This window comes from Lentzea sp. NPDC036955, assembly GCF_055608005.1.
In genome coordinates this window covers 164,931-187,897 of record NZ_JBVJRC010000010.1, presented here as the reverse complement: position 1 = coordinate 187,897, position 22,967 = coordinate 164,931, and the positions used below count along the sequence as shown (strand labels likewise).

20 protein-coding genes, 1 pseudogene and 1 riboswitch are annotated in these 22,967 nt (G+C 72.0%); of the genes and pseudogenes, 19 read left to right on the top strand and 2 right to left on the bottom strand.

Features of this window, described 5'->3' with window-relative positions; genetic code table 11:
* Window position 1: 1 nt before the first annotated feature.
* On the bottom strand, window positions 2–529 hold the full coding sequence (locus ACZ7CF_RS32495; protein WP_360398035.1) for a DUF485 domain-containing protein: 528 nt from the start codon (window positions 527–529) through the stop codon (window positions 2–4).
* Between the two features lie 155 nt (window positions 530–684).
* Between ACZ7CF_RS32495 and ACZ7CF_RS32490 the strand changes: the two are divergent.
* From ACZ7CF_RS32490 to surE, 19 genes and pseudogenes are all read left to right on the top strand, one after another.
* A pseudogene (locus ACZ7CF_RS32490) lies at window positions 685–2,016 on the top strand (OFA family MFS transporter); the annotation flags it as partial.
* A gap of 119 nt (window positions 2,017–2,135) precedes the next feature.
* The gene (locus ACZ7CF_RS32485; protein ID WP_360398039.1) at window positions 2,136–2,273 is read left to right on the top strand and encodes an MFS transporter small subunit; all 138 of its coding nucleotides are present in this window, start codon (window positions 2,136–2,138) and stop codon (window positions 2,271–2,273) included.
* 4 nt (window positions 2,274–2,277) lie between these two features.
* The gene (locus ACZ7CF_RS32480) at window positions 2,278–4,377 is read left to right on the top strand and encodes a sensor histidine kinase (protein WP_470371364.1); all 2,100 of its coding nucleotides are present in this window, start codon (window positions 2,278–2,280) and stop codon (window positions 4,375–4,377) included.
* Window positions 4,374–4,772, top strand: a complete 399-nt coding sequence (locus ACZ7CF_RS32475; RefSeq protein ID WP_360398043.1) for a roadblock/LC7 domain-containing protein — start codon at window positions 4,374–4,376, stop codon at window positions 4,770–4,772. Before ACZ7CF_RS32480 ends, ACZ7CF_RS32475 begins: the two co-directional genes overlap by 4 nt.
* Window positions 4,769–5,344, top strand: a complete 576-nt coding sequence (locus tag ACZ7CF_RS32470) for a DUF742 domain-containing protein (RefSeq protein ID WP_470371363.1) — start codon at window positions 4,769–4,771, stop codon at window positions 5,342–5,344. Before ACZ7CF_RS32475 ends, ACZ7CF_RS32470 begins: the two co-directional genes overlap by 4 nt.
* 231 nt (window positions 5,345–5,575) lie before the next feature.
* Window positions 5,576–6,163, top strand: coding sequence for a nitroreductase family protein (locus ACZ7CF_RS32465; RefSeq protein WP_360398047.1), 588 nt, complete (start codon window positions 5,576–5,578; stop codon window positions 6,161–6,163).
* Window positions 6,160–9,102 carry an AfsR/SARP family transcriptional regulator gene (locus tag ACZ7CF_RS32460; protein ID WP_470371362.1) on the top strand — a complete coding sequence of 981 codons (2,943 nt, stop codon included), beginning with the start codon at window positions 6,160–6,162 and terminating at the stop codon, window positions 9,100–9,102. Before ACZ7CF_RS32465 ends, ACZ7CF_RS32460 begins: the two co-directional genes overlap by 4 nt.
* 336 nt (window positions 9,103–9,438) lie before the next feature.
* The gene (locus ACZ7CF_RS32455; protein ID WP_458434160.1) at window positions 9,439–11,592 is read left to right on the top strand and encodes a terpene synthase family protein; all 2,154 of its coding nucleotides are present in this window, start codon (window positions 9,439–9,441) and stop codon (window positions 11,590–11,592) included.
* A gap of 102 nt (window positions 11,593–11,694) precedes the next feature.
* Window positions 11,695–12,783, top strand: a complete 1,089-nt coding sequence (locus tag ACZ7CF_RS32450) for an FAD-dependent monooxygenase (protein ID WP_458434159.1) — start codon at window positions 11,695–11,697, stop codon at window positions 12,781–12,783.
* Window positions 12,784–12,851: 68 nt separating this feature from the next.
* A riboswitch (adenosylcobalamin-variant (AdoCbl-variant) riboswitch) is annotated at window positions 12,852–12,923 on the top strand.
* A 48-nt stretch (window positions 12,924–12,971) separates the two neighbouring features.
* The gene (locus tag ACZ7CF_RS32445) at window positions 12,972–14,219 is read left to right on the top strand and encodes an LPXTG cell wall anchor domain-containing protein (RefSeq protein WP_470371361.1); all 1,248 of its coding nucleotides are present in this window, start codon (window positions 12,972–12,974) and stop codon (window positions 14,217–14,219) included.
* Window positions 14,216–14,629, top strand: a complete 414-nt coding sequence (locus ACZ7CF_RS32440; RefSeq protein WP_360398057.1) for a hypothetical protein — start codon at window positions 14,216–14,218, stop codon at window positions 14,627–14,629. Before ACZ7CF_RS32445 ends, ACZ7CF_RS32440 begins: the two co-directional genes overlap by 4 nt.
* Before the next feature lie 14 nt (window positions 14,630–14,643).
* Entirely contained in the window at window positions 14,644–15,411 is a 768-nt protein-coding gene (locus ACZ7CF_RS32435; protein ID WP_470371360.1) for a hypothetical protein, read from the top strand.
* Between the two features lie 22 nt (window positions 15,412–15,433).
* Window positions 15,434–16,465 carry a CbiQ family ECF transporter T component gene (locus ACZ7CF_RS32430; protein ID WP_470371359.1) on the top strand — a complete coding sequence of 344 codons (1,032 nt, stop codon included), beginning with the start codon at window positions 15,434–15,436 and terminating at the stop codon, window positions 16,463–16,465.
* The gene (locus ACZ7CF_RS32425) at window positions 16,462–18,156 is read left to right on the top strand and encodes an ABC transporter ATP-binding protein (protein WP_470371358.1); all 1,695 of its coding nucleotides are present in this window, start codon (window positions 16,462–16,464) and stop codon (window positions 18,154–18,156) included. Before ACZ7CF_RS32430 ends, ACZ7CF_RS32425 begins: the two co-directional genes overlap by 4 nt.
* Window positions 18,153–18,965, top strand: coding sequence for an ECF transporter S component (locus ACZ7CF_RS32420; RefSeq protein WP_360398065.1), 813 nt, complete (start codon window positions 18,153–18,155; stop codon window positions 18,963–18,965). The genes ACZ7CF_RS32425 and ACZ7CF_RS32420 overlap by 4 nt, the downstream gene beginning before the upstream one ends.
* 45 nt (window positions 18,966–19,010) lie before the next feature.
* Window positions 19,011–20,738, top strand: a complete 1,728-nt coding sequence (locus ACZ7CF_RS32415) for a family 20 glycosylhydrolase (protein WP_470371357.1) — start codon at window positions 19,011–19,013, stop codon at window positions 20,736–20,738.
* Window positions 20,739–20,762: 24 nt separating this feature from the next.
* Complete coding sequence (locus ACZ7CF_RS32410; RefSeq protein ID WP_360398067.1) at window positions 20,763–20,948, top strand: hypothetical protein; 186 nt, start codon at window positions 20,763–20,765, stop codon at window positions 20,946–20,948.
* A gap of 58 nt (window positions 20,949–21,006) precedes the next feature.
* A complete protein-coding gene (locus ACZ7CF_RS32405; RefSeq protein ID WP_360398069.1) occupies window positions 21,007–21,912 on the top strand; it encodes a 1-phosphofructokinase family hexose kinase in 906 nt (301 codons plus the stop codon).
* 4 nt (window positions 21,913–21,916) lie between these two features.
* Window positions 21,917–22,672 (top strand): 5'/3'-nucleotidase SurE, encoded by a 756-nt coding sequence (gene surE, locus ACZ7CF_RS32400; protein ID WP_360398071.1) that lies wholly within the window; start codon window positions 21,917–21,919, stop codon window positions 22,670–22,672.
* Here surE and ACZ7CF_RS32395 read toward each other — a convergent pair.
* The gene (locus ACZ7CF_RS32395) at window positions 22,635–22,967 is read right to left on the bottom strand and encodes a hypothetical protein (RefSeq protein WP_360398073.1); all 333 of its coding nucleotides are present in this window, start codon (window positions 22,965–22,967) and stop codon (window positions 22,635–22,637) included. The two genes, surE and ACZ7CF_RS32395, sit on opposite strands and share 38 nt — an antisense overlap.

Here is a 22,967-nt window from a genome sequence, read left to right as displayed (position 1 = left end):
CTTACTCCTCGACGCCGGTCTTCTCGGCGAGCAGCCTGCGCTGCGGGTCCAGCCTCCGTTTGGCGTAACGCGCGTAGGAGAGCGTGATGACGATGGACACGACGAACTGGCCGAGACCCAGCAGGATCCCGAGGTTGATCACTCCGATGACCTTCGTGCTGACGAAGTCCTTCGCATACGCGGACAGCAGCACGAACGTCAGGTACGAAGCCAGGAACAAAGCGGTCATCGGGAAGATGAACGTCGTGAGCCGGCGGCGCAGGGTCCGGAATTCATCGCTCTGTTGAATCAGCGCGAAGTTCGGTTTGCCGTTCGAATCGACGTACGACAAGGCCTCGGGGTCGTCGAACGACGCGAAACCCCTGATTTCCGGTTGTCCGTGCTGTGTTTCGCCAGGCGACCACATCGCCTTGGTCATCTGTTCCCGCCCCTCCTGCGTGCGGGCACACTCTAGCGCCCGCACGTGTCCAGTCAACGCCGCTGGGAGCTGCGCGAGTACCGGGAACAGGACAAAATCGGACAGGTCCATTCGTCTCAAATGGTTGTCCAGCAGGGATCTTCTGGTTCGGCAGCACCGGAGTTGCGAGATGCGCAACATCGCCGCGACTGGTTCGGACCGTTGTCGCACGTGTGCGGCTGGCCTAGGATCGTCCGGTCCGCGTTTTCGTGACGGTTGGGGATAAAGTGGGGTTCTTAGCGCGCGAACGCACGATCGCGCCTCCCGGTTGGAACCGCTGGCTCGTTCCGCCCGCGGCTCTCGCGATTCACCTCTCCATTGGCCAGGCCTACGCCTGGAGCGTCTTCAAGACGCCGCTGGAGAAATCGCTGGGCATCACCGGGACGCAGAGCGCCCTGCCCTTCCAGCTCGGCATCGTGATGCTGGGCCTGTCGGCCGCGGTGCTCGGCACGACCGTGGAGCGCCGCGGACCGCGCTGGGCGATGTTCATGTCGCTGGTGTGCTTCTGCTCCGGCCTGCTGATCTCGTCCGCCGGCGTGTGGGCCGGCCAGTACTGGGTCGTCGTGGCCGGCTACGGCCTCGTGGGCGGCATCGGCCTCGGCATCGGGTACATCTCGCCGGTCTCGACGCTGATCAAGTGGTTCCCCGACCGTCCGGGCATGGCGACCGGCATCGCGATCATGGGCTTCGGCGGTGGAGCGCTGATCGCCTCCCCGTGGTCGACCTCCATGCTCACCGCGTTCGGCAACACCTCGACCTCGGGCATCGGCAAGGCCTTCCTGGTCCACGGCATCGCCTACGCGGTCTTCATGACCGTCGGCGTGCTGCTGATCCGCCTGCCCTCCAAGGAGTTCGAGGCGGCGAAGGCCGAGCTGGCGAAGGACCGGCCGAAGGCGGTCGTCCCCCACAACGTCTCGGCGAACAACGCGATCAAGACGCCGCAGTTCTGGCTGCTCTGGGTCGTGCTGTGCTTCAACGTCACCGCGGGCATCGGCATCCTGGAGAAGGCCGCGCCCATGCTGGTCGACTTCTTCAAGGAGTCGTCCACGCCGGTCGCCACGGCGGCCGCCACCGGTTTCGTCGCGCTGCTCAGCGCCGCGAACATGGCCGGCCGGATCGTCTGGTCGTCCACCTCGGACCTGGTGGGGCGCAAGAACATCTACCGCCTCTACCTGGGCGTCGGCGCGCTGCTGTACCTGCTGCTGCTGACCATGGGCTCGACCAGCGTCCCGCTGTTCGTGATCGGCGCGATGGTGATCCTGTCGTTCTACGGCGCGGGCTTCGCGACCGTCCCCGCCTACCTGCGCGACCTCTTCGGCACCTACCAGGTCGGCGCGATCCACGGCCGCCTGCTCACCGCGTGGTCGGTGGCAGGCGTGCTCGGGCCGCTGATCGTCAACGCCATCGCGGACGCGGGCAAGAAGGCCGGCCACACCGGACCGGACTTGTACGCGACGTCGTTCTACATCATGATCGGCCTGCTGGTCGTCGGTTTCGTCGCGAACGAGCTGATCCGCCCGGTCGACCCGAGGTTCCACGAGCCGAAGGCCGCGGCCGCGGCCACCGGGGACGCGGCAGGTGACCAGACCACCGTGGCCAGGTGGAACGAGGCCGAGGCTGCGGACACCGCCGCCGAGAAGGCCGAAGACGCGGACAAGTCGGAAGGCGTGGTGCAGAAGTGAGCGCGGAAGTGAACTCTGCCCAAGGGGAGAAGTCGCAGCTGCTGTTGCTGGTCGGCGCGTGGCTGTGGGTGGGCATCCCACTCGCCTACGGGCTGTACCGCCTCTTCCTGAACGCGGCGAAGCTCTTCGTCTGAGCCGATGTTCACCACGCTCGTCAACTGGCGCAACTGGCGCCTACCGGTGAAGCTCGCCGCGGTGTTGATCGTCCCGGTCACCATCGCGGTGGTCTCCGGCGTTCTGCAGATCCAGTCGCACATGGAGCGGGCCGACTCCTACGCCGCACTGCAGCGGCTGGAGAAGGTCCGCACCGCGCTGATCCCGGTCGTCGAAGGCGTCCAGGCGGAACGGCGGGTCGTCGCGGAAGGCGGCGGCCAGGACGTCCTGCGGGACCAGGTCCGCCGCACCGACGACGCACGGGAGGCGTTGCGCACCGCGATCGGGAAGGCCTCGCTCAGCGAGGTCGTCACCGCGCGCATGAACGACGTCGAGGCCAAGGTCGCCCGGCTGCCCGCGCTGCGGGAGCAGACCTCCGACGTGCCGGCCGCGGTCAAGGAGTACACCTCGCTGACCGAGTCGATGCTCGACGTCGACGAGGTGCTCGCGAGCGACTTCGGCGACCCGGCGCTGTCGAAGACCGCGATGGGCCTGCACCACGCGCTCCACGTGCAGGAGGAGGTCCTCTACCAGCAGGCGGTCGTGCTGTCGGGCCTGGACCGCGGGCTGCTCGCGCAGGCCGAGGTGCGGTCGCTGGTCGAGTCGAACGTGAAGCTCAGCTACATCGCCGGCCAGTTCGCCGCGCTCGCGACGCCGGAGCAGCTGAACTCGTACTGGCAGGGCTTCAACGGCCCCGACATCGAGGCCCACCGCAAGATGCTGAGCGCGGCGCTGCTGCACCCGACCTCGGACTCCGCGGCGTCCGGCGGCGCGCGGCCCAGGCCGTTGCCGATCGCGGCCGCGGACTGGACGAAGGCCTCCGGGGCGGTCGCCGAGTCGCTCGACGGCGTCGTCCGCGGCCTGCAGACCGACCTGCGCGACACCGCGAACCGGCTGCGCGACGAGACCAGCGACGCCGCGGGTGCCGCGTCGGCGCTGCTGTTCGCGAGCCTCATCCTGGCCGCGACCGTCGGGTTCGTCGTCGGCCGCTACCTGCTGCGCTCGCTCAACGCGCTGCGCCGCTCCGCGCTGGACGTGGCCTGGGAGAAGCTGCCGGAGATGGTGGCGACCGGGCGCGGCACCACCGAGGTCGAACCGGTGCCGGTGCACACGACCGAGGAGTTCGGCCAGGTGGCGCGCGCGTTCGACGCGGTGCACCAGCAGGCCGTCCGCTCGCTCGTGGAGCAGGCCGGTCTGCGCGCGAACATGCGCAACATCTTCGTGAACCTCTCGCGGCGCAGCCAGAGCCTCGTGGAACGCCAGCTCAGGCTGATGGAGGAGCTGGAGAAGTTCGAGGAGGACCCGGAGCAGCTCGCGAACCTGTTCAAGCTCGACCACCTGGCCACCCGCATGCGCCGCAACAACGAGAACCTGATGGTGCTCTCCGGTGGTGACGTGGCCAGGCGCTTCACCCGCCCGATCCCGCTGACCGACGTGCTGCGCGCGGCGGCCGCGGAGATCGAGCAGTACCAGCGGGTCGTGGTGCACACCGCGCCCGGTGCCGAGGTCGTCGGCTACGTGGCGAGCGACCTCGTCCGCCTGCTCGCCGAGCTCCTCGACAACGCGACGGCGTTCTCGCCGCCGCACACCCAGGTCAGCATCAGCGCGTCCATCGAGGCCGGCGACATCGTGCAGATCGACGTCGTCGACCAGGGCATCGGCCTCGACGCCGAGGCGCTGGGTGCCGTCAACGGCCGGTTGGAGGCCGCCGGCGAGGGCGCAGACGTGCAGGTGTTCCGCGAAATGGGACTTTTCGTCGTCGGCAGGCTCGCGGCGCGCCACCAGATCGTGGTACGTCTCGATGCGAAACAAGGCAAGGGGACTCGCGCGATCGTGTTGGTTCCCGCCGAACTGGCACCACGGCGGGACGAGTCCTGGGAGTCTTTCCGCGGGGAGGCGATCGAGGAGCAGACGTTGCAGACGCCCATGCGCGTTCCTGGACAGCACGCGTCCTGGTTCGCCGCACCCGCTGCGAGCACCCCGCCGCCCCCCGCACGCCAGACGCCCGAGTCGGCCCGAGGCTTCCTCGACGCCTTCCAGCGCGGCGTGCAGAAGGGCCTTCCCGACCGGCAGGAGAGTCGATGAGCACGCAGGTGGACCAGTTCGGCTGGCTGGTCACCAACTTCGCCGAACGCACGCCCGGCATCGAGCACGCGGTGGTGATCTCCGCCGACGGCCTGGTGCTGGTCTCGTCCTCGAAGCTCCCACCGGAGTCGGCCGAGCAGTTCGCGGCGATCGTCGCCGGCGTCGTCTCGCTCGCCGAGTCCGCGTCCTCGTGCTTCGCGGGCGAGGCCGTGGTGCGCACGGTGGTCCAGATGGACCGCGGCGTCATGCTGCTGATGTCGATCAGCGACGGCTCGGTCCTCGCGGTGCTCGCCGCCGCCGGCTGCGACGTCGCGCAGGTCGCGTACGAGATGACGGTGGTCGTGCGGCAGGTGGGTCAGCTGCTCACGCCGGAGCTGCGGGCAGAGCTGGCATGAGCGGCGACGACGATCAGCAGGTCAGCTTCGGCGACCTGATGAGCGGCTTCAGCCTGGACAGCGACCGGATCAGACGCCGTGGCCGCAAGAACAGGGCCAAGCAGGAACCCGCGCCCGAGCCGGTGGCGGAACCGGACCGCCCCGCACCGCCGGTGTTCCCCCGGCCCGACCTGTACGCCCAGCCGGACCCGTACGCCACGACGGTGTTCGAGCCGGTGCCGCCGCTGCCGCCGATCGAGTCGGCGTCGATCGTGCGCGCCTACGCGTGGACCGGTGGCCGGACCACCTCCGAGGTGCACCTCGAGATCGAGACGCTGGTCTCGGTGAACGAGCGGTCGGTGACCGCGGTCCGGCCGGAGCACCAGGAGGTGCTGGCGCTGTGCTCGCAGCCGCGGTCGGTGGCGGAGATCGCCGCACTGCGCGGCCTGCCCCTGGGCGTCACGAAGGTGCTGCTCGGCGACATGGCGGGCCACGGCCTGATCGACGTGCACCGCACCGCGTCGTCGTACGGCGACGACCGTCCCGACGGCGCGTTGATGGAACGCGTGCTGGCCGGCCTGCGCCGCCTCTGACCCTCCTTGCCGACGGCATCTGCAAGTACCACCAACCCTTGATCAAACCGCCGCTGACTACCACCAACTTGTTCGCCGTGCACCGAACCTGGCCGGGCGCGGCGGGGAGCCGGAAGCGCTGTTGGTAGTAGAAAAGTGCTGGTTGATGTTGAGTTGGTGGTACTTGCAGATGCGGGGGCAAGCAGGGGGTCCGCTACGGTCGGGGGGCCGGGCGATCTGTGGGGAGGGGCCGTGGAGTTCCAGGACGTCGTGCGCAAGCGGCGCATGGTGCGGAAGTTCACCGACGAGCCGGTCAGCGACGAGAGCCTGCGGCGGATCATGCGCAACGCGGTGCGCGGGCCGTCGGCCGGGTTCTCGCAGGGGCAGGGGTTCCTGGTGCTGCAGGGGGAGTCGCTGCGGCGGTTCCGGGAGCGGTGCCAGGTCTGGGCCACCGACGACACGAAGGCCGCGCCGGTGCTGGTGGTGCCGATGTCGGTCAAGGACACCTACCTCGACCGGTACGCGCAGCCGGACAAGGGCTGGACCGACCGCAGCGAGGACCACTGGCCGGTGCCGTACTGGCACGTCGACACCGGCATGGCGGCGCTGCTGATCCTGCAGACCGCGGTCGACGAGGGACTGGGCGCGGTGTTCTTCGGGATACCGCGGGAGGAGTGGCCGGCGTTCCGGGCGGAGTTCGGCGTGCCGGACACGCACGAGCCGATCGGAGCCATCGCCATCGGGCACCCGGCGGAGACCGAGGTGTCGCCGGGGGCGTCGCCGCGGACGCGGAAGCGTTCGGCGTTCGAGGAGGTCGTGCGCTGGGGGCAGTGGGGGTGACGACGGCGTTCCGGCTGCTCGGGCCGCTGGAGGTCGTGCTCGGCGGACGGCACGTGCACGTGCCACCGGGCAAGCGCCGGGTGGTGCTGGCCGCGCTGCTGGTGCGGGTGCGGCAGGTGGTCGGGGTGGACGAGCTCGTCGACCTGGTCGGCGGCACCCGCAACGCGCTGCAGACGACGGTCGGGCGGCTGCGGGAGGACCTCGGCGACCCGGAGCTGATCAGGACGCGACCGGGCGGGTACCTGCTCGACGTCGACCCCGCCGAGGTCGACCTGCACCTGTTCGGGCGCGCGGAACCGGAGGTGGCGCTGGGGCTGTGGCGCGGGCGGCCGTTCGCCGACATCGGCAGCGACCGGCTGGAACGCGACCACGGGCCCGCGCTCGTCGAGACCCACCTCGCGGCGCTGGAGGCGCGGATCGAGGGGGACCTGCGCCGGGGCCGGCCCGAGCAGCTGGTGCCGGAGCTGCGGGCGCTCACCCAGCAGCACCCGGTGCGGGAACGGATGTGGGCCCAGCTCGTGCACGCCCTGCACCGCAGCGGCCGGCCGGCCGAGGCGTTGCGGGCCTACGAGGAGGTGCGCAGCAGGCTCGCCGACGAGCTCGGCGTCGATCCGGGCGCCGAGCTGCAGCAGGCGCACCAGCAGGTGCTGCGGGCGGACAACCGGCCCAGGGCGCGCAACGACCTGCCGGGCGACATCGCGGACTTCGCCGGACGGCAGGACGACCTGGACCGGGTGCTCGCCGCGGTGCCGCCGGGGTGCGTGGCGATCACGGCGATCGACGGCATGGCGGGCATCGGCAAGACGACGCTCGCGGTGCGGGCGGCACACCGGCTCAAGGACCGGTTCCCGGACGCGCAGCTGTTCGTGGACCTGCACTCGCACACCGACGGCGTCGAACCGCGCACGCCGCTGGACGCGTTGCACGCGCTGCTGACCGCCCTCGGGGTGCCCGCGAGGGACGTCCCGGACGAGCTGGACGCGCGAGCGGCGCTGTGGCGTGCGGAGATGGCGCACCGCAGGGCGTTGGTGGTGCTGGACAACGCGGTCAGCGCGGCGCAGGTCCGGCCGCTGCTGCCGGGCAGCGGGCTGGTGCTCGTCACGAGCCGGCACCGGCTGGTGGACCTGGACGCGGCCCGCACGATCTCACTGGACGTGTTGCCGGAACAGGACGCGCTGGACCTGCTGACGGGCATCGTCGGCCCGCGCGCCGGCCAGGACCCGCGGGCGGCCCGCGAGATCGTCCGGCTGTGCGGGTGCCTGCCGCTGGCGGTGCGGATCGCCGGTGCGCGGTGGCGGACGCGACCGGCGTGGACCGCGCAGGACCTGCGGCGCCGGCTCGGCGAGCAGCGGCTGACCGAGCTGGCGGCGGGGGAGCGCAGCGTCGCGAAGGCGTTCGCGATGAGCTACGACCAGCTCACCGGCGAGCAGCAGCGGTTGTTCCGGCTGCTCGGGCTGCACCCCGGCGACGACTGGGACGCGTCCCTCGCCGCCGCGCTGATCGGCACGACCCGGCCCGACGCGGAACGGTTGCTGGACGCGCTGCTCGACGCACACCTGGTGCAGCAACGGGACAACGGCCGCTACCGCTTCCACGACCTGCTGGCCGACCACGCGAAGGCGAGCGTCCTCCCGGACGAACGGGAGGAGGGCGTCGTGCGCGTCCTCGACCACTACCTGCACAACGCCGCCGCGGCGGAGGTCCTGATGTCGCCCGGCAACCCGCGGATCCCGCTGGCGGTGCGGTACCCGCCGCTCGACCCGCCGCCGCTCGCGAACGCCCGCCAAGCCGCGGCGTGGCTCGACACCGAGCGCCGCAACCTGCGGGTCGCCGTTTACCTGGCCGCCTACCAGGGCCACTACGAGCACGCCTGGCAGCTGCCGCACCACCTGTCGCAGTACCTGCTGAACCGCGGCCACGGCCGTGACCGCGTGGAGGTGCACAGCCTCGCGCTCGCCGCCGCGTACCAGCTCGGCGACCTCCGTGCCCGCGCGGAGGCGTTGAAGGGCCTGGGCAGGGCGCACTTCGCCCGTCCCGGCGGCAACCCGGCCGAGCACCTGCACGCGGCGCTCGACCTCATGCGCCAGATCGGTGACGTGCGCGGGGAGGCCTCGGTCCTCGGGCTGCTCGGCATCACCGCGCGGGAGGCGAACGACCTCGACGCGGCACAGGGGCACTTCGAACGCGGCCTGGAGCTGATGCGCCAGGTAGGTGCGCCCACCGGTGAGGCGAGCGCGCTGCACCACGTCGGCGTGATGCACGCGCTGCGCGGCGACAACGACCGGGCCATGACACACATCAGGGCGGCGCTGGCGCTGCTGGAGGAGCACGGCGACCGCAACCGGGCCGCGATGGCGTTGCAGGACATCAGCTTCGTGCACTACAACCTGGGCGACGACGACGAGTGCGTCGCCCACCTGGAGCTGTCGCTCGCGGCGTTCCACGAGGCGGGCGACTGGCGCGGTGAGGCGTTCGCGCGCACCGACTTCGCCCACACCGCGCTGGAGCTCGGCAGGCCGGCCAAGGCGCTGGAGATGGCACGCACGGCGGCGGCGTTGTGCCGCACCGGAACCGGGCTGGCCGACGACGACGCGGTGCTGCGCGGCCTGGCCGACGCCGAGGACGGCTACGGCGAGCTCGGCCTGTCGTTCGCGCTGGCCATCGCGGCCGAGGTCGAGGGACGGCTGCACGACGCCGTCCGGTACGCGCGGTGGTGCGTGGACGCGATCACGCGGTCCGGCCGCCACTGGGCCGGTGACCGCGTGCTGGGCCAGCTGTGCCGGCTGCACGCGGCGCTCGGCGACCACGGGACCGCCGTCGCCTTCGGGGAACGGGCGGTCCGCGCCGCCGAGGGCCTGAACCAGCCCAGGGCGGTCGCCGTCGCCCGCGCGCTCCTCGCCGCGGCTACAACCACAGCCCCAGCAGCACCAGCGCGGTGACGGCCGCGGCCACGACCGCCACGGCCACCCACTGCTCCACGACGTCCCTCGTCCTGCGCATTCCCGGCTCCCCTCGGTGGTGTGGCCACCGAGGGTGCGCGGCGCCGCCCACACCTCGTCCCCACCGCGGTCACACCGGCTCACCCGGCGGAACGGTGGTGACGGGACTGCGTGCGCGCAGTGGTGCGCTGAGTGTGCGCCGTGAACGTCCGGTTGATCTGATCGGGCGACGTCCCACCGCCAAAGTGTGGATCAAGGTCGCACCATCTGGCGCCGTCGGGCACCGGACTGGTTGCGTTCGGGGCATCACGTCCACCGCGCGGAGGTCCCACGCCCATGCAGCCGTTCCAGCTGCCGGAGTTCTACACGCCCCACCCGGCCCGGCTGAACCCGAACCTCGAACGCGCCCGCGTCCACACGCGGGCCTGGGCGCGCGAGATGGACATGGTCGACGCGCCGCAGCACGGCACGGTGATCTGGACCGCCGCTGACCTCGAAGCGCACGACTACGCGCTGCTCTGCGCGTACACGCACCCCGACTGCGACGGGGAGGCGCTCGACCTGATCACCGACTGGTACGTCTGGGTCTTCTACTTCGACGACCACTTCGTCGAGCTGTACAAGCGCACCAGGGACGTCCCGGGCGCGCAGGCCCACCTCGACCGGTTGCCGCTGTTCATGCCGGTCGACGGCCACATCACCGCACACCCGGCGAACCCGGTGGAGAAGGGCCTCGCCGACCTGTGGCGCCGCACGGTCGGCCGGCACTCGCTCGACTGGCGGGAGCGGTTCGCCGCCAACACGAAGCACCTGCTCGACGAGTCGATGTGGGAGCTGCACAACATCAGCGCGGCCCGGCTCGCCAACCCGATCGAGTACGTGGAGATGCGCCGCAAGGTCGGTGGCGCACCGTGGTCGGCGAACCTCGTCGAGCACGCCGTCGGCCTCGAGGTGCCCGCGCGCATCGCGCTGTCCCGGCCGATCGGCGTGCTGCGCGACACCTTCAGCGACGCCGTGCACCTGCGCAACGACCTGTTCTCCTACGAGCGCGAGGTGCTCGACGAGGGCGAGCTGTCCAACGGCGTGCTGGTGTTCGAGAAGTTCCTCGGCCTGTCCACCCAGGCCGCCGCGGACGCCGTCAACGACCTGCTGACCTCGCGCCTGCACCAGTTCGAGCACACCGCGCTCACCGAGGTGCCGATCCTGCTCGACGAGCACGGCATCGACCCCGTCGGCCGCGCGGCCGTCCTGGGTTACGTGAAGGGCCTGCAGGACTGGCAGGCGGGCGGTCACGAGTGGCACCTGCGGTCCTCGCGGTACATGAACTCCGGTCCGCCGCCGCAGCTCGGCGTCCTGGGCTCGTTCGCCAAGACCCTGCCGCAGCGGCTCCGGCAGTTCTCCAGCACGCCCAGGGTCGTCGAGCCGTACGCGCTGCCGGCGTTCGAGGTGCCGTTCACCCTCTCCCTGGCACCGCACCTGGACCAGGCCCGCGACCAGGTGGTCGCGTGGGCGGTCGAGCAGGGCATGACCGGTGAGGGCGTCTGGGACGAGGCCCAGGTCCGCGGGTTCGACTTCCCGCTGTGCTCGGCGGGCATCGACCCGGACGCCACGGCGCAGGAGCTGTACCTGTCCGGCTGCTGGCTCACCTGGGGCACCTACGCCGACGACGCCTACCCGCTGTGGTTCGGCCGGACCCGCGACCTGCTCGGCGTGAAGACGCAGACCACCCGCCTCAAGGCGTGCATGCCGGTCGACCTCGTGCAGACCGTGGTGCCCGCCAACGCGATGGAGCGCTCGCTGGCCGAGCTCTGGCAGCGGACCGCGGCGCCGATGAACCCGGCCTTCCGCGCCACGTTCCGCCAGACCGTCGACGCCATGCTCGACGCGTGGGTGTGGGAGGTGGTCAACATGCACCACAACCGCATCCCGGACCCCGTGGACTACGTGGAGATGCGGCGCAGCACGTTCGGCTCCGAGCTGACGACGTCGCTGTCCCGCTTCTCGCACTCCGCGATCGTTCCCGAGCAGCTGTGGCAGACGCGGGTCGTGCAGACGATGGAGCGGTCGGCCATGGACTACTGCACGATGCTCAACGACGTCTTCTCGTACCGCAAGGAGATCCAGCACGAGGGCGAGGTGCACAACATGGTGCGCGTCGTCGAGAACTTCCTCGGCGTGCCGCAGAGCCGTGCCTTCGAGCTGACCTACGCGCTGATGGACGCCCGGCTCGGCCAGTTCGTGCGGTCCGTCGAGACCGACCTGCCGAAGATGTTCGACGACCTGGCCCTGGACGCCGGTGCGCGGGCCGGCCTGACGCGGTACGCCGACGAGCTGAAGGACTGGATCGCCGGGATCATCCACTGGCACGAGGAGACCAGCCGGTACGACGAGGCCGGCGCGCTGCCGGTGGGCCGGCTCCCGGTCTTCCACCGCGGTCCCACCGGTCTGGGCACCGCGGCCGCCCGGCTCACCTCCCGAACGCCGGGCTGAGCCCCCGGTCAGCCCCGGTCAGCCACTGACAGCCGTTGGTCAGCCCCCGGTCAGCGCACCCCGCCACGGTGTGCGCATCGGCCACTCCACAGGGGGAGCACCATGACGAACGTCCTCATCTCCGGCGCCAGCATCGGCGGTCCGGCGCTGGCCTACTGGTTGCGCCACCACGGCTTCGACGTCACCGTCGTCGAACGCCACCGCGGCCTGCGCCCCGGCGGCCAGGCCGTCGACGTCCGCGGTCCTGCGCTCGACGTGGTGGAGCGGATGGGCCTGGGGGACCGGTTGCGGTCCATGACCACGGGCATGCGCGGCATGAGCGTGGTCGACGAGGAGGGCACCGAGCTCCACCGCTCCACCGAGCACACGCTGACCGGTGGCGACCTCGCCAGTCCCGACGTCGAGGTCATGCGCGACGACCTGGCCCGCCTGCTGTTCGACGCGGTGGAGGGCGTCGAGTACCTCTTCGACGACACCATCACCGCGATCGACGGCACCCGCGTCACGTTCGAGCGGGCCGCCCCGCGGGACTTCGACGTGGTCGTGGGCGCGGACGGGCTGCACTCGAACGTCCGGCGGCTCGTGTTCGGTCCCGAGGCGCAGTTCGTCCGCCACCTGGGCACCAACCTCGCCGTGTTCACCGCGCCGAACTTCCTGGGCCTCGACCACTGGCAGGTGTTCCAGCAGGGCGAGGTCGTCGGCGGCGGGGTCATGAGCGCCCGCGCCAACGCGGAGTGCCGGGTCTACATGGGGTTCTACGGCGAGGTGGACTTCGACCACCGCGACGTCGAGGCCCAGCGGCGGCTGGTGGCGGAGAAGTTCGCCGACGCCGGGTGGGAGTGGCAGACCGCGCTCAAGCACATGTGGGAGGCGCCGGACTTCCACTTCGACGCCATGGCGCAGGTCCGGATGCCGTCCTGGTCGCGCGGCGGCGTCGTGCTGCTCGGCGACGCCGGCTACTGCGGTTCGCCGTTGTCCGGTCAGGGCACGAGCTTGGCGCTCGTCGGTGCGTACGTGCTGGCCGGCGAGCTGAGCGTGAACCGCGAGACCGCGTTCCAGCGCTACGAGGAGCTGCTGCGCCCGTACGTGACGGCCAACCAGGACATGGCGCTGAAGAACCAGGCCAACGGCGGGCAGCCGACCGAGGAGTTCGCCGCGGTCGTGAGCTCCTTCCAGCTCCCCGGCCGCTGATGGCCCGGCTCACAGCCATTTGACTCGGGGTGATCCCTCCCGCACGATCGGGTGGACAACAGCATCCGCACGCCGCGGGGGAAGCCGGTGGAACTCCGGCGCTGACCCGCAACGGTGACAGTCCGAATGCCCGTGGCGCGCGGTGGCTCCATCGACCCGTCGAGGACAGCGGGGCAGGGGGAAGAGCAGTGATCCGGACATCCGCGCTGGCCGCAGTGGTAGTGGCCGCGCTCGTCGTGACACCGGCCGCTCAGGCGGCTGAGCCGCCGTCAGCGGGAACGTGGCTGGCCGGCCAGTTCGTCGGTGGCGACCACCTGGTGAAGGGGCCGGACCTCGTCGACCACGGCCTGACCGCGGACGGCGTCTACGGGCTCGCGGCCGCCGGTGTCGGCCGGTCGACGGCGGTGCGGGCCGCGGCGTGGCTCGCCGAACCCGAGCAGTTCCAGTACTTCGCGGGCGACGGCGAGGCCGAGTCCTACGTCGGTGGCCTGGTGAAGCTCGCGCTGGTCGCGCAGGCGCTGGGCACCGACCCGCACGCGTTCGCCGGTGCCGACCTGCTCGAACGCCTTGCGGCGCTGCGGGAGGAGTCCGGCCGCTACCGCGACCGCACCGACCCCGACTACGACCAGACCAACGCGTTCACGCAGGCGCTGGCGATCATCGTGCTGACCCGCGCCGACCAGCCGGTGGCGCAGCCGGTCGCGTTCCAGGTGTCCACGCAGTGCGCGGACGGCGGGTTCCCGATCTCGTTCGGGCAGCCGGTCTGCAAGTCCGATGTGGACGCGACGGCGATCGTGCTGCAGGCGTTGCAGGCGGCGGGGGAGCCGACGGCGTCCGCGCGGGCGCTGGACTGGCTGGTGGCGCAGCAGAAGGCGGACGGCGGGTTCCCGTCGGCGTTGCAGGGCTCGAACGCCAACAGCACCGGCCTCGCGGTCGGCGCGCTCGTCGGGGGCGGCCGGACGGTGGCCGCGGACCGGGCTGTGGCGTACCTGCGGTCGTTGCAGGTTGGCTGTGCCGGACCGGAGGCCGCTCGCGGCGCGATCGCCTACGACAGCACGGGTTTCGAGGTCTACGGCGCCGTGCGCGCGACCACCCAGGCGATGCTCGGCCTGGCCCGCAAGGGCCTCGCCGACGTGTCGTTCGCCGGTGCCACGCCCGGTGTGCCCGCGGTCGACTGCGCGACCCCGCCGACCACCACGCCCCCGTCGACCACCGCACAGCCGACCGTGCCGCCGACGACGACCGCTCCGGTGACCACCTCGTCGACGGCCACCCCGGTCGCTCCCGCGCCGGCCGGTCCGACGCCCCCGGCCACTCAGCGGCTCGCCGCGACCGGCCCCGAGGAGGCCGTCGCGCTGACCCTGCTCGGTTCCTCCGCGCTGCTCGCCGGCGCCGTGCTCGTCCTCGTGTCCCGTCGTCGGAAGGTTGGTGCGTGATGCGCCGCATCCTCGCTGTCCTCGCCCTGGTCGCGAGCTCGTTCGTCGTCGCACCCGCCTCCGCCGCGGACTGCGCGGGCGTGAAGGTCGTGGTGGACTTCACCGCGCTGGGCGGCGGCGTCCAGACCGGCTGCGCTCCCGGCGACCCGGCCACCGGTCTCGCCGCGCTGACCGGCGCGGGCTTCACGTACTCGTTCGTGCCGCGCCAGGCCGGTTTCGTGTGCCGGATCAACGCGCTGCCGAACCCGTGCACCGCGCCCACGACCAGCGCCTACTGGTCGTACTGGCACGCCTCGCCCGGCGGTTCCTGGGCCTACAGCTCCGCGGGTGCGGGCAGCTACGACCCGGCGCCCGGCAGCGTCGAGGGCTGGGCGTTCGGTGCCGGCACCGCCCCCGGCGCCACCCCGTGACGAGGTTCTTCTGCGTGCTGGCACTGGTGATCGCCGCGGCGGTCCCGGTGCCGGCTCAGGCGGCGGGCTGTGACGGCGTGACCGTCGTCGTCGACTTCCGCGGTCTCGGCGGTGGTGTGCAGCAGGGGTGCGCGGCGGGCAGTCCGGGTTCCGGGGTGGCGGCGCTGGCGGCGGCCGGGTTCAGCTACGCCTACGCGTCACGGCAGCAGGGGTTCGTCTGCCGCATCAACGGCAGGCCGGGCACCGACACCGACAGGTGCGTCACCACCTCGCCCGCCACCGCGTACTGGTCGTACTGGCACGCGCCACCCGGTGGTTCGTGGTCCTACAGCAACCAGGGCGCGGCGACCTACGTGCCGGCCCGCGGCAGCGTCGAGGGATGGGCGTTCGGCGCGGGGGAGCAGCCGGGGATCGCCCCGCCGGCCGCACCCGCACCTGCACCGCCACCGGTCCAGCAGCCGCCCGCTCAGCAACCCCCTGCCCAGCAGCCTCCGGTCCAGCAACCGCCCGCACCACCGCAGGTCCCTGTGACCCCGCCTGCCGGGCAGCCGTCCACCACTGCACCGCCCTCGTCCTCTGCCGCGACGACTTCGGCGTCGGCTTCGGAGCCGTCTTCGAGCACGGCCGCCGCCGTGACCTCGGCCGCGGTCGAGGAGAAGGCGCAGCAGCAGGACCAGGAGCCGGGTAGTCCGTTGTGGACGGTGCTCGGCGTGCTGGCGATCGGCGCGCTGGTCATGGCGGGACTGCTCGTGGCCCGTCGCCGGCGCAGCGCGGAAGAGTGAGCGCTCGGCGGAGGTCCGCGGCGTGAGGCTCCACTCCGGCGCGTGGTGGCTGTGGGCCCTGGGCCTGGCCACCGCCGCCAGCCGCACCACGAACCCGTTGCTGCTGGGCCTGGTCCTGGCGGTGGCGGGGGTCGTGGTCGTGACGTGCCGCGCGAACACGCCGTGGGCGGAAACCTATGGTGTGTTCCTCAAGTTCGGTCTGCTGGTCATCGGCCTGCGGGTGCTGCTGCACGTGTTCCTCGGCGGCATCGCGGGCCCGACGACGTTGTTCACCCTGCCGCAGGTCCCGTTGCCGGACTGGGCGCAGGGCATCCGCATCGGCGGACCGGTGACCGCGGAGGGGCTGGTCTTCGCGCTGTACCAGGGGTTGTTGCTCGCCACGATCCTGAGCTGCGTCGGCGCCGCGAACGCCCTCGCCAACCCGAAACGCCTCCTGCGCTCCCTGCCCGCCGCGCTGTACGAGGTGAGCGTGGCCGTGGTGGTGGCGCTGACCGTTGCGCCGCAACTGGTGTCATCGGCGCGTTCGGTCCGCAGAGCCCGCCGGTTGCGCGGCGACACGGCCCGCGGCGTGCGCGCGATCCGCACGATGCTGGTGCCGGTGCTGGAGGACGCGCTGGAACGCTCGCTCGTCCTCGCCGCCTCCATGGACTCGCGCGGCTACGGCCGCACCGCCGGCATCTCGCGCCGCGACCGCGCGGTGACCGGCGCACTGGTCCTGGCGGGCCTCTTCGGCCTCTGCATCGGCACGTACGGCCTGCTCGCCGACGCCTACTCCGGCTGGCCCCTGCTCGCGCTCGGCGTGCTGCTGGCCGTCGCGGGCCTGCTGGTCGGCGCCCGCCGGGTGCCGCGCACCCGCTACCGCCCCGACCGCTGGACCCCGCGCGCGGTCGCCGTGGCGCTGAGCGGCGTGGCGAGCGCCGCGGCACTGGTGCTCTCGACCGACCCGGCGCTGTCGCCGGCGACGGTCCCGCTGCAGGCACCCGAACTACCGCTCGCACCGGCGCTGGCCGTGCTGGTGGCGCTGGCACCGCTGGGGATCGCGAGGGAACGATGATCAGGTTCGAGGACGTCACCATCACCTACACCGGCACCCCGGTGCTGGCTGGCCTGTCCGCGGAGATCCCCGAGGGAGAGCTCTGCCTGGTCGTCGGCCGCACCGGCGCGGGCAAGTCGACGTTCCTGCGCGCGATCAACGGCCTCGTCCCGCACTTCAGCGGCGGCACCCTGGAGGGCCGCGTCCTCGTCGACGGCCGCGACACCGCCCACCACCCACCCCGCGAACTCGCCGACGTGGTCGGCTTCGTCGGCCAGGACCCGCAGGCGGGCTTCGTGGCGGACAACGTCGAGGACGAGCTGGCCTACTCCATGGAGTCCCTCGGCCTGCCCGGCGACGTCATGCGCAAGCGGGTGGAGGAAACCCTGGACCTGCTGGGCATCGCGGACCTGCGCGACCGTCCACTCGCGACCCTGAGCGGCGGCCAGCAACAACGCGTCGCCATCGGCGCCGCCCTCACCGCTCACCCGCGCGTCCTGGTGCTCGACGAACCCACCTCCGCCCTCGACCCCGGCGCCGCCGAGGACGTCCTGGCAGCCGTGCAACGCCTGGTGCACGACCTCGGCATGACCGTCGTGATCGCCGAACACCGCCTCGAACGCGTGGCCCAGTACGCCGACTCCGCGCTGCTCCTGCCGGGCGGCGAGCTGGGGGACGTGGGCGCGACCCTGGCCAAGGCCCCGGTCGCCCCGCCCGTGGTGCGCCTGGCGCAGCTGGCGGGGTGGACGCCGGTGCCGGTCTCGGTCCGGGACGCGCGCCGCATGGCAGGCCCGCTGCGCGCCCGCCTGGCCAAGGCCACCGCACCCGCTGCCCCGTCCGCGACCGCCGCCTCAGGCGAGGTTGCGGGCGCCGCCGCGCGAACCGCCGCGCCGCCCGCTGTCTCACGCGACGCTGCGCGTGCTGCCGCGCCCGCCACCGCGCCCGCCGCCGTGCCCACCTCCACCGCACCCGCCGCCGCAACCCCCGTCCTCTCCACCCGCGACCTCGTCGTCCGCTACAACGACGTCCACGCCGTCCGCGGCATCTCCCTCACCATCGCGCACGGCGAACGCGTGGCGCTGATGGGCCGCAACGGTTCCGGCAAGTCCACCTTCCTGTGGGCCGCCCAGGGCAGCGGCCGCCGCACCTCCGGCACCGTCACCGTCGCCGGCACCGACCCGAAGACCCTCAAGCCCGCCGAGCGCCGCCGCACCGTCGCCCTCGTCCCCCAGCAGCCGAGCGACCTGCTCTACCTGGAGACCGTCGCCGACGAGTGCGCCCAGGCCGACCGCGAGTCCGGCCGCCCCGCGGGGACGTGCCGCGCGGTGCTGGACGGCCTGGCCGACGTCCCCGACGGGACGCACCCGCGTGATCTGTCCGAGGGGCAACGGCTCGCGCTCGTGCTCGCGGTCATGCTGACCGGCACCCCGCGGGTGCTGCTGCTCGACGAACCGACCCGCGGTCTCGACTACCCGGCCAAGGCCGCGCTCGCGCGGGTGCTCGCAGGTCTGGGGAGCGCGGTCGTCCTGGCCACCCACGACGTCGAGTTCGTCGCGGAGTTCGCGACGCGCGTGGTGGTGCTGGCCGACGGCGAGGTCGTCGCGGACGGGCCCGCGCGTGCGGTGGTCACGTCGTCGCCGGTGTTCGCGCCGCAGGTCAGCAAGGTCCTCGGGCCGTGGTTGACCGTGGAGGAGGTCGAGGCAGCGCGATGATCGCCCTCCGCACCCGCTCGGCCGTCGCGCTCGCGATCTCCGGGGTTCTCGGGCTGGCCGCGTTCACGTGGCCGTTGTTCATCGCGCCGACCAGTGACCTCGCACGTGGTGGTGACGCACCGTGGACGTTCGCGTTGCTGCTGCCGGTGGTGCTGGCCGTGGTGCTCGCGGAGATCAGCGACCGCGGCATGGACTCCAAGGCGGTCGCGATGCTCGGCGTGCTGTCGGCGCTCGGTGCCGCCATCCGGCCGCTCGGCGCGGGCACCGCCGGCATCGAGACGGTCTTCTTCCTCATGGTTCTCGGCGGGCGGGTGTTCGGGCCGGGGTTCGGGTTCGTGCTGGGCAACACGACGTTGTTCGCCTCCGCCCTGCTGACCGGCGGCGTCGGGCCGTGGCTGCCGTACCAGATGCTCGGCGCGGCCTGGGTCGCGCTCGGGGCCGGGCTGCTGCCGCAGTGGCGCGGCAAGGCGGAGATCGCGCTGCTCGCCGGGTACGGGGTGGTCAGCTCGCTGGTCTACGGGTTCCTGCTGAACCTGTCGTTCTGGCCGTTCGCGGCCGGCGAGGGCACGAGCGTCAGCTTCGATCCGGAGGCCTCCGCCGCGCAGAACCTCGTGAAGCTCGCCGCGTTCACCCTCGCCACCTCGCTCGGCTGGGACCTCGGGCGTGCCGCCACCACCGCCGTGCTGGTCGCGGTGACGGGGCCGGTGCTGCTCAGGACGTTGCGCCGGGCGGCGCGAAAAGCGGCCTTCCTGCCCGGTCGCGACCGGCCGGAATTGGCTCAGACCATTGACGGCAATCGGGAGGTGTGACCACCCTGTGAGTCGGGCCGCCGCCCCCGACTCGGAGGAGGAGTCGTGAGAACTCGTGTTCTCGCCGCGGTCATCACCGTGACCGCCGCGCTCTCCGTCAGCGCGCAGTCGCAGGCCGCGGAACCGTTGCAGGGCCTGGTGCCGGTCCCGGTCTCCGTGCAGGCACGCGCCGGCGTCACGCACGCGCTGACCGCCACCACCAAGGTCTACACCGCTCCGGCGGCACGGGACGTGGGCGACTTCCTGGCCGGCGTGCTGCGGCCATCGACCGGGTTCGCGCTGCCGGTGTCCGACACGACCGGCACGCCCGCCGACGGCATCGCGCTCCTGCTCTCCGGTGCGCCGGGCATCGTGGGGCAGCAGGGGTACCAGCTCGACGTGGCCGCGTCCGCGATCACCATTCGCGCCAACACCTCCGAGGGTCTGTTCGCGGGTGTGCAGACGTTGCGGCAGCTGTTGCCCGCCAAGGTGGAGAGCACGACCGCGCAGCCCGGCCCGTGGACCGTGCCGGGTGCGTTGATCGTCGACCACCCGCGGTTCTCCTACCGCGGCGCGATGCTGGACGTGGCACGGCACTTCCACCCCGTCGCCTCGGTCAAGAGCTACCTCGACCAGCTCGCGCTCTACAAGATCAACTACCTCCACCTACACCTGAGCGACGACCAGGGCTGGCGGATCGTGGTCGACAGCTGGCCGCGGCTCACCTCCCACGGCGGCAGCACGCAGGTCGGCGGCGGCCCCGGCGGCTTCTACACCAAGGCCCAGTACAGCGAGATCGTGCAGTACGCGGCGGCCCGCAAGATCACGGTCATCCCGGAGGTCGACCTGCCGGGCCACACCAACGCGGCGCTCTCCTCGTACGCGGAGCTCAACTGCACCGGCCAGGCCCCGCCGCTGCGCACCGACATCGAGGTCGGCTACTCCTCGTTGTGCGTCAACAAGGACATCACCTACAGGTTCGTCGACGACGTGGTCCGCGAGATCGCGGCGCTGACCCCCGGCCCGTACTTCCACATCGGCGGCGACGAGGCGCACGCGACCACCGACGCCGACTACAAGGCGTTCATGGACCGCGCCCTGCCGATCGTCAAGAAGTACGGCAAGACCGTGCTCGGCTGGCACGAGTTCGTGAAGACGACGACCGACACCGCCGCGATCCCGCAGTACTGGGGCACCTCCACGGCCAACGCGACGGTGCAGGCGGCGGTCGCGCGCGGCAACAAGGTCGTCATGTCGCCCGCGAACAAGGCGTACCTGGACATGAAGTACAACTCCAGCACGCCGATCGGCCTGACGTGGGCGGGCCTGATCGAGGTCCAGACCGCGTACGACTGGAACCCCGGCACGCACCTGAGCGGCGTCCCCGAGTCCGCCGTCCAGGGCGTCGAGGCTCCACTGTGGACCGAGACGGTCGCGAGCTCGAACGACGTCGAGTACCTGGCGTTCCCGCGGCTCGCGGCGATTGCCGAGCTGGCCTGGTCGCCGTGGTCGACGCACAGTTGGGACCAGTTCAAGGTGCGCCTGGGCAGCCACGGCCCGCGCTGGACCGCCATGGGCATCAACTTCTACCGGTCCGCCCAGGTCCCGTGGGACACCGGTGGCCCTGGGCCCGGCCCGTGCGCGGAGCCCGCGTGGGACCGCGACAAGGCCTACAGCGGCGGCAACGTCGTTTCGCACGGCGGCCACAGGTGGACCGCGCAGTGGTGGACGCGGGGCGAGGAGCCGGGAACCACCGGGCAGTGGGGTGCGTGGCGCGACGGCGGCGTGTGTTGAGCGCTTCTGGGTACTCCGCCGGACATGACTGATCCGGAAGAAGCCGAGGAGTTCGCCGAAGAGGTCGGTGTCGACCCGACCCCGCAGGAGGTGGACGAGTACCGCGAGATGACGCAACCGGGCGAGTGGCGCGCCGACGAGAAGATGGCACCGGGTGGCGCGCCCGCACCGCAGGACGGCGACGACCCCACCGGCGGTTCCGGAGCGTGATGTCCGATTTATCCGGTGCGGGTGAGTAGCGTTCGCCCGCACCGGGTACCAGGGTGTCGTGGATGCCCGAGTTGCCGTATTCGCCCCGTCCCCTCAACTGACCGTCACCGTCGAGGACCTCGACGGTGAGCCCGACGTGCACCTGCACGCGGGCGGCCAGGGTTTCTGGCAGTCCAGGATGATCGCCGCGTTGGGCGTCGAAGCCGTCGTGTGCGCGACCTTCGGCGGCGAGACCGGACGTGTGCTGCGCACGTTGCTGGAAGGCGAGCACGTCGACCTGCGCGCACGTGATGTCGCCGCGCGCAACGGCGCCTACGTGCACGACCGCCGCGACGGAAGCCGGTCCGAGGTGGTCGAGATGCTCCCGGACGCGTTGTCCCGCCACGAGCTCGACGACGTCTACGAGCTGGCCCTGATCGAGGGCATCCGCGCCGGCACGGCCGTGCTGAGCGGCCCGTCCGACGACCGGGTGCTGCCGCACGACGTCTACCACCGCCTCACCGCCGACCTCACCAGCAACGGCTGCCGCGTGATCGTCGACCTCGCCGGCGACCGGCTGGCCGAGGCCGTGCGCGGCGGCCCGCACGTCGTGAAGGTCAGCCACGAGGAGCTGGGCGAGGAGGACGTGCCCAAGCTCATCGCGAAGTGCCGCGAGCTCGCCGAGTCGTGCGTCCACGGCGTGGTGGTCTCCCGTGCGGACGAACCGGCATTGGCCCTGCTGGAGGACAAGCTGTACTTCGTGAAGATGCCCCAGTTGCAGCCGGTCGACACGCGGGGCGCGGGCGACTCCATGACCGCGGGGATTTCAGCGGGCCTCGCACTGGGTATGTCGTTGGAGGACGCGGTGAAGCTCGGCGCCGCCGCGGGCGCGGTCAACGTGACGCGCCACGGTCTCGGCAGCGGGAGCGGCGACGCGGTGCGGGAGCTGAGCAAACGCGTGGAACTGGAGCCGATCGAGGAATGAGCGGATGCGCGCGCTGATCACCAACGACGACGGAATCGACTCGCCCGGCCTGCTGGTGCTGGCGCAGGCCGCGGTCTCACTGGGCTACGAGGTGGTCGTCGCGGCACCGGCCCAGCAGGCCAGCGGCACCAGCGCCTCGGTGGCGGCGGTCGGCGACACCGGCAGGGTGGTCAGCGAACGCCGTGACCTGCCCGGTCTCGACGTCGAGGCGTGGGCGGTCGCCGCCCACCCCGGCCTGATCTCGCTGATCGCCTGCCAGGGCGGTTTCGGCGGCAAGCCCGACGTGCTGCTCTCCGGCATCAACCTGGGCGCGAACGTCGGACGCGCCGTCCTGCACTCCGGCACCGTCGGCGCCGCCCTGACCGCGCACGTGAACGACGTGTCCGCGCTCGCGGTGTCGCTCGACGTCGGGTTGGACCACCCCGAACCGCTGTGGGACAAGGCGGGCGAGCTGGCACGCGTCGTGCTGCCGCTGCTGGGGGAGATGCCCGATGCGACGGTGCTCTCGCTCAACGTGCCGAACGCCGGTGACGTGCGCGGACTCCGCTGGGCGGAGCTGGCCCGGTTCGGCACGGTGCAGAGCCGCGTGGACGAGGCCGGCGAGAACGAGGTCGAGCTCGTCGCCGTGTACTCCGAGGAGTCACCCGCACCCGGCACGGACGCCGCGCTGCTCGGCGAGGGCTACGCGACGCTGACCGCGCTGCGCTCGGTGGAGCGCGACACTAGCGTCGAGCGCCCTTTGCCGCCCTGGCCAGCGTGATCACGAGCCCGATCAGCGCGGTCCGCACCTCCAGGAAGCTCTCGGCCGTGATGTCGTCGACGTAGAACGCCAGCAACCCGAACGACACGAGCAGCAGGAGGCCGTACATCCGCGCCAGGTCGAGCCGCCACGCCATCACGACGCCGAGCGCGCCGACGCCGATCTGCAGCACGTGGTAGTTCGGGTCGAGCCCGAACAGGTCGAGCCACCCGAAGACGAGCTGGAACACCCCGGCCGTGAGGGTGAGCGCCTGTGGCCTGGTGAACCGGAAGCGGTCGGTCGTCGCCAAGGCCAT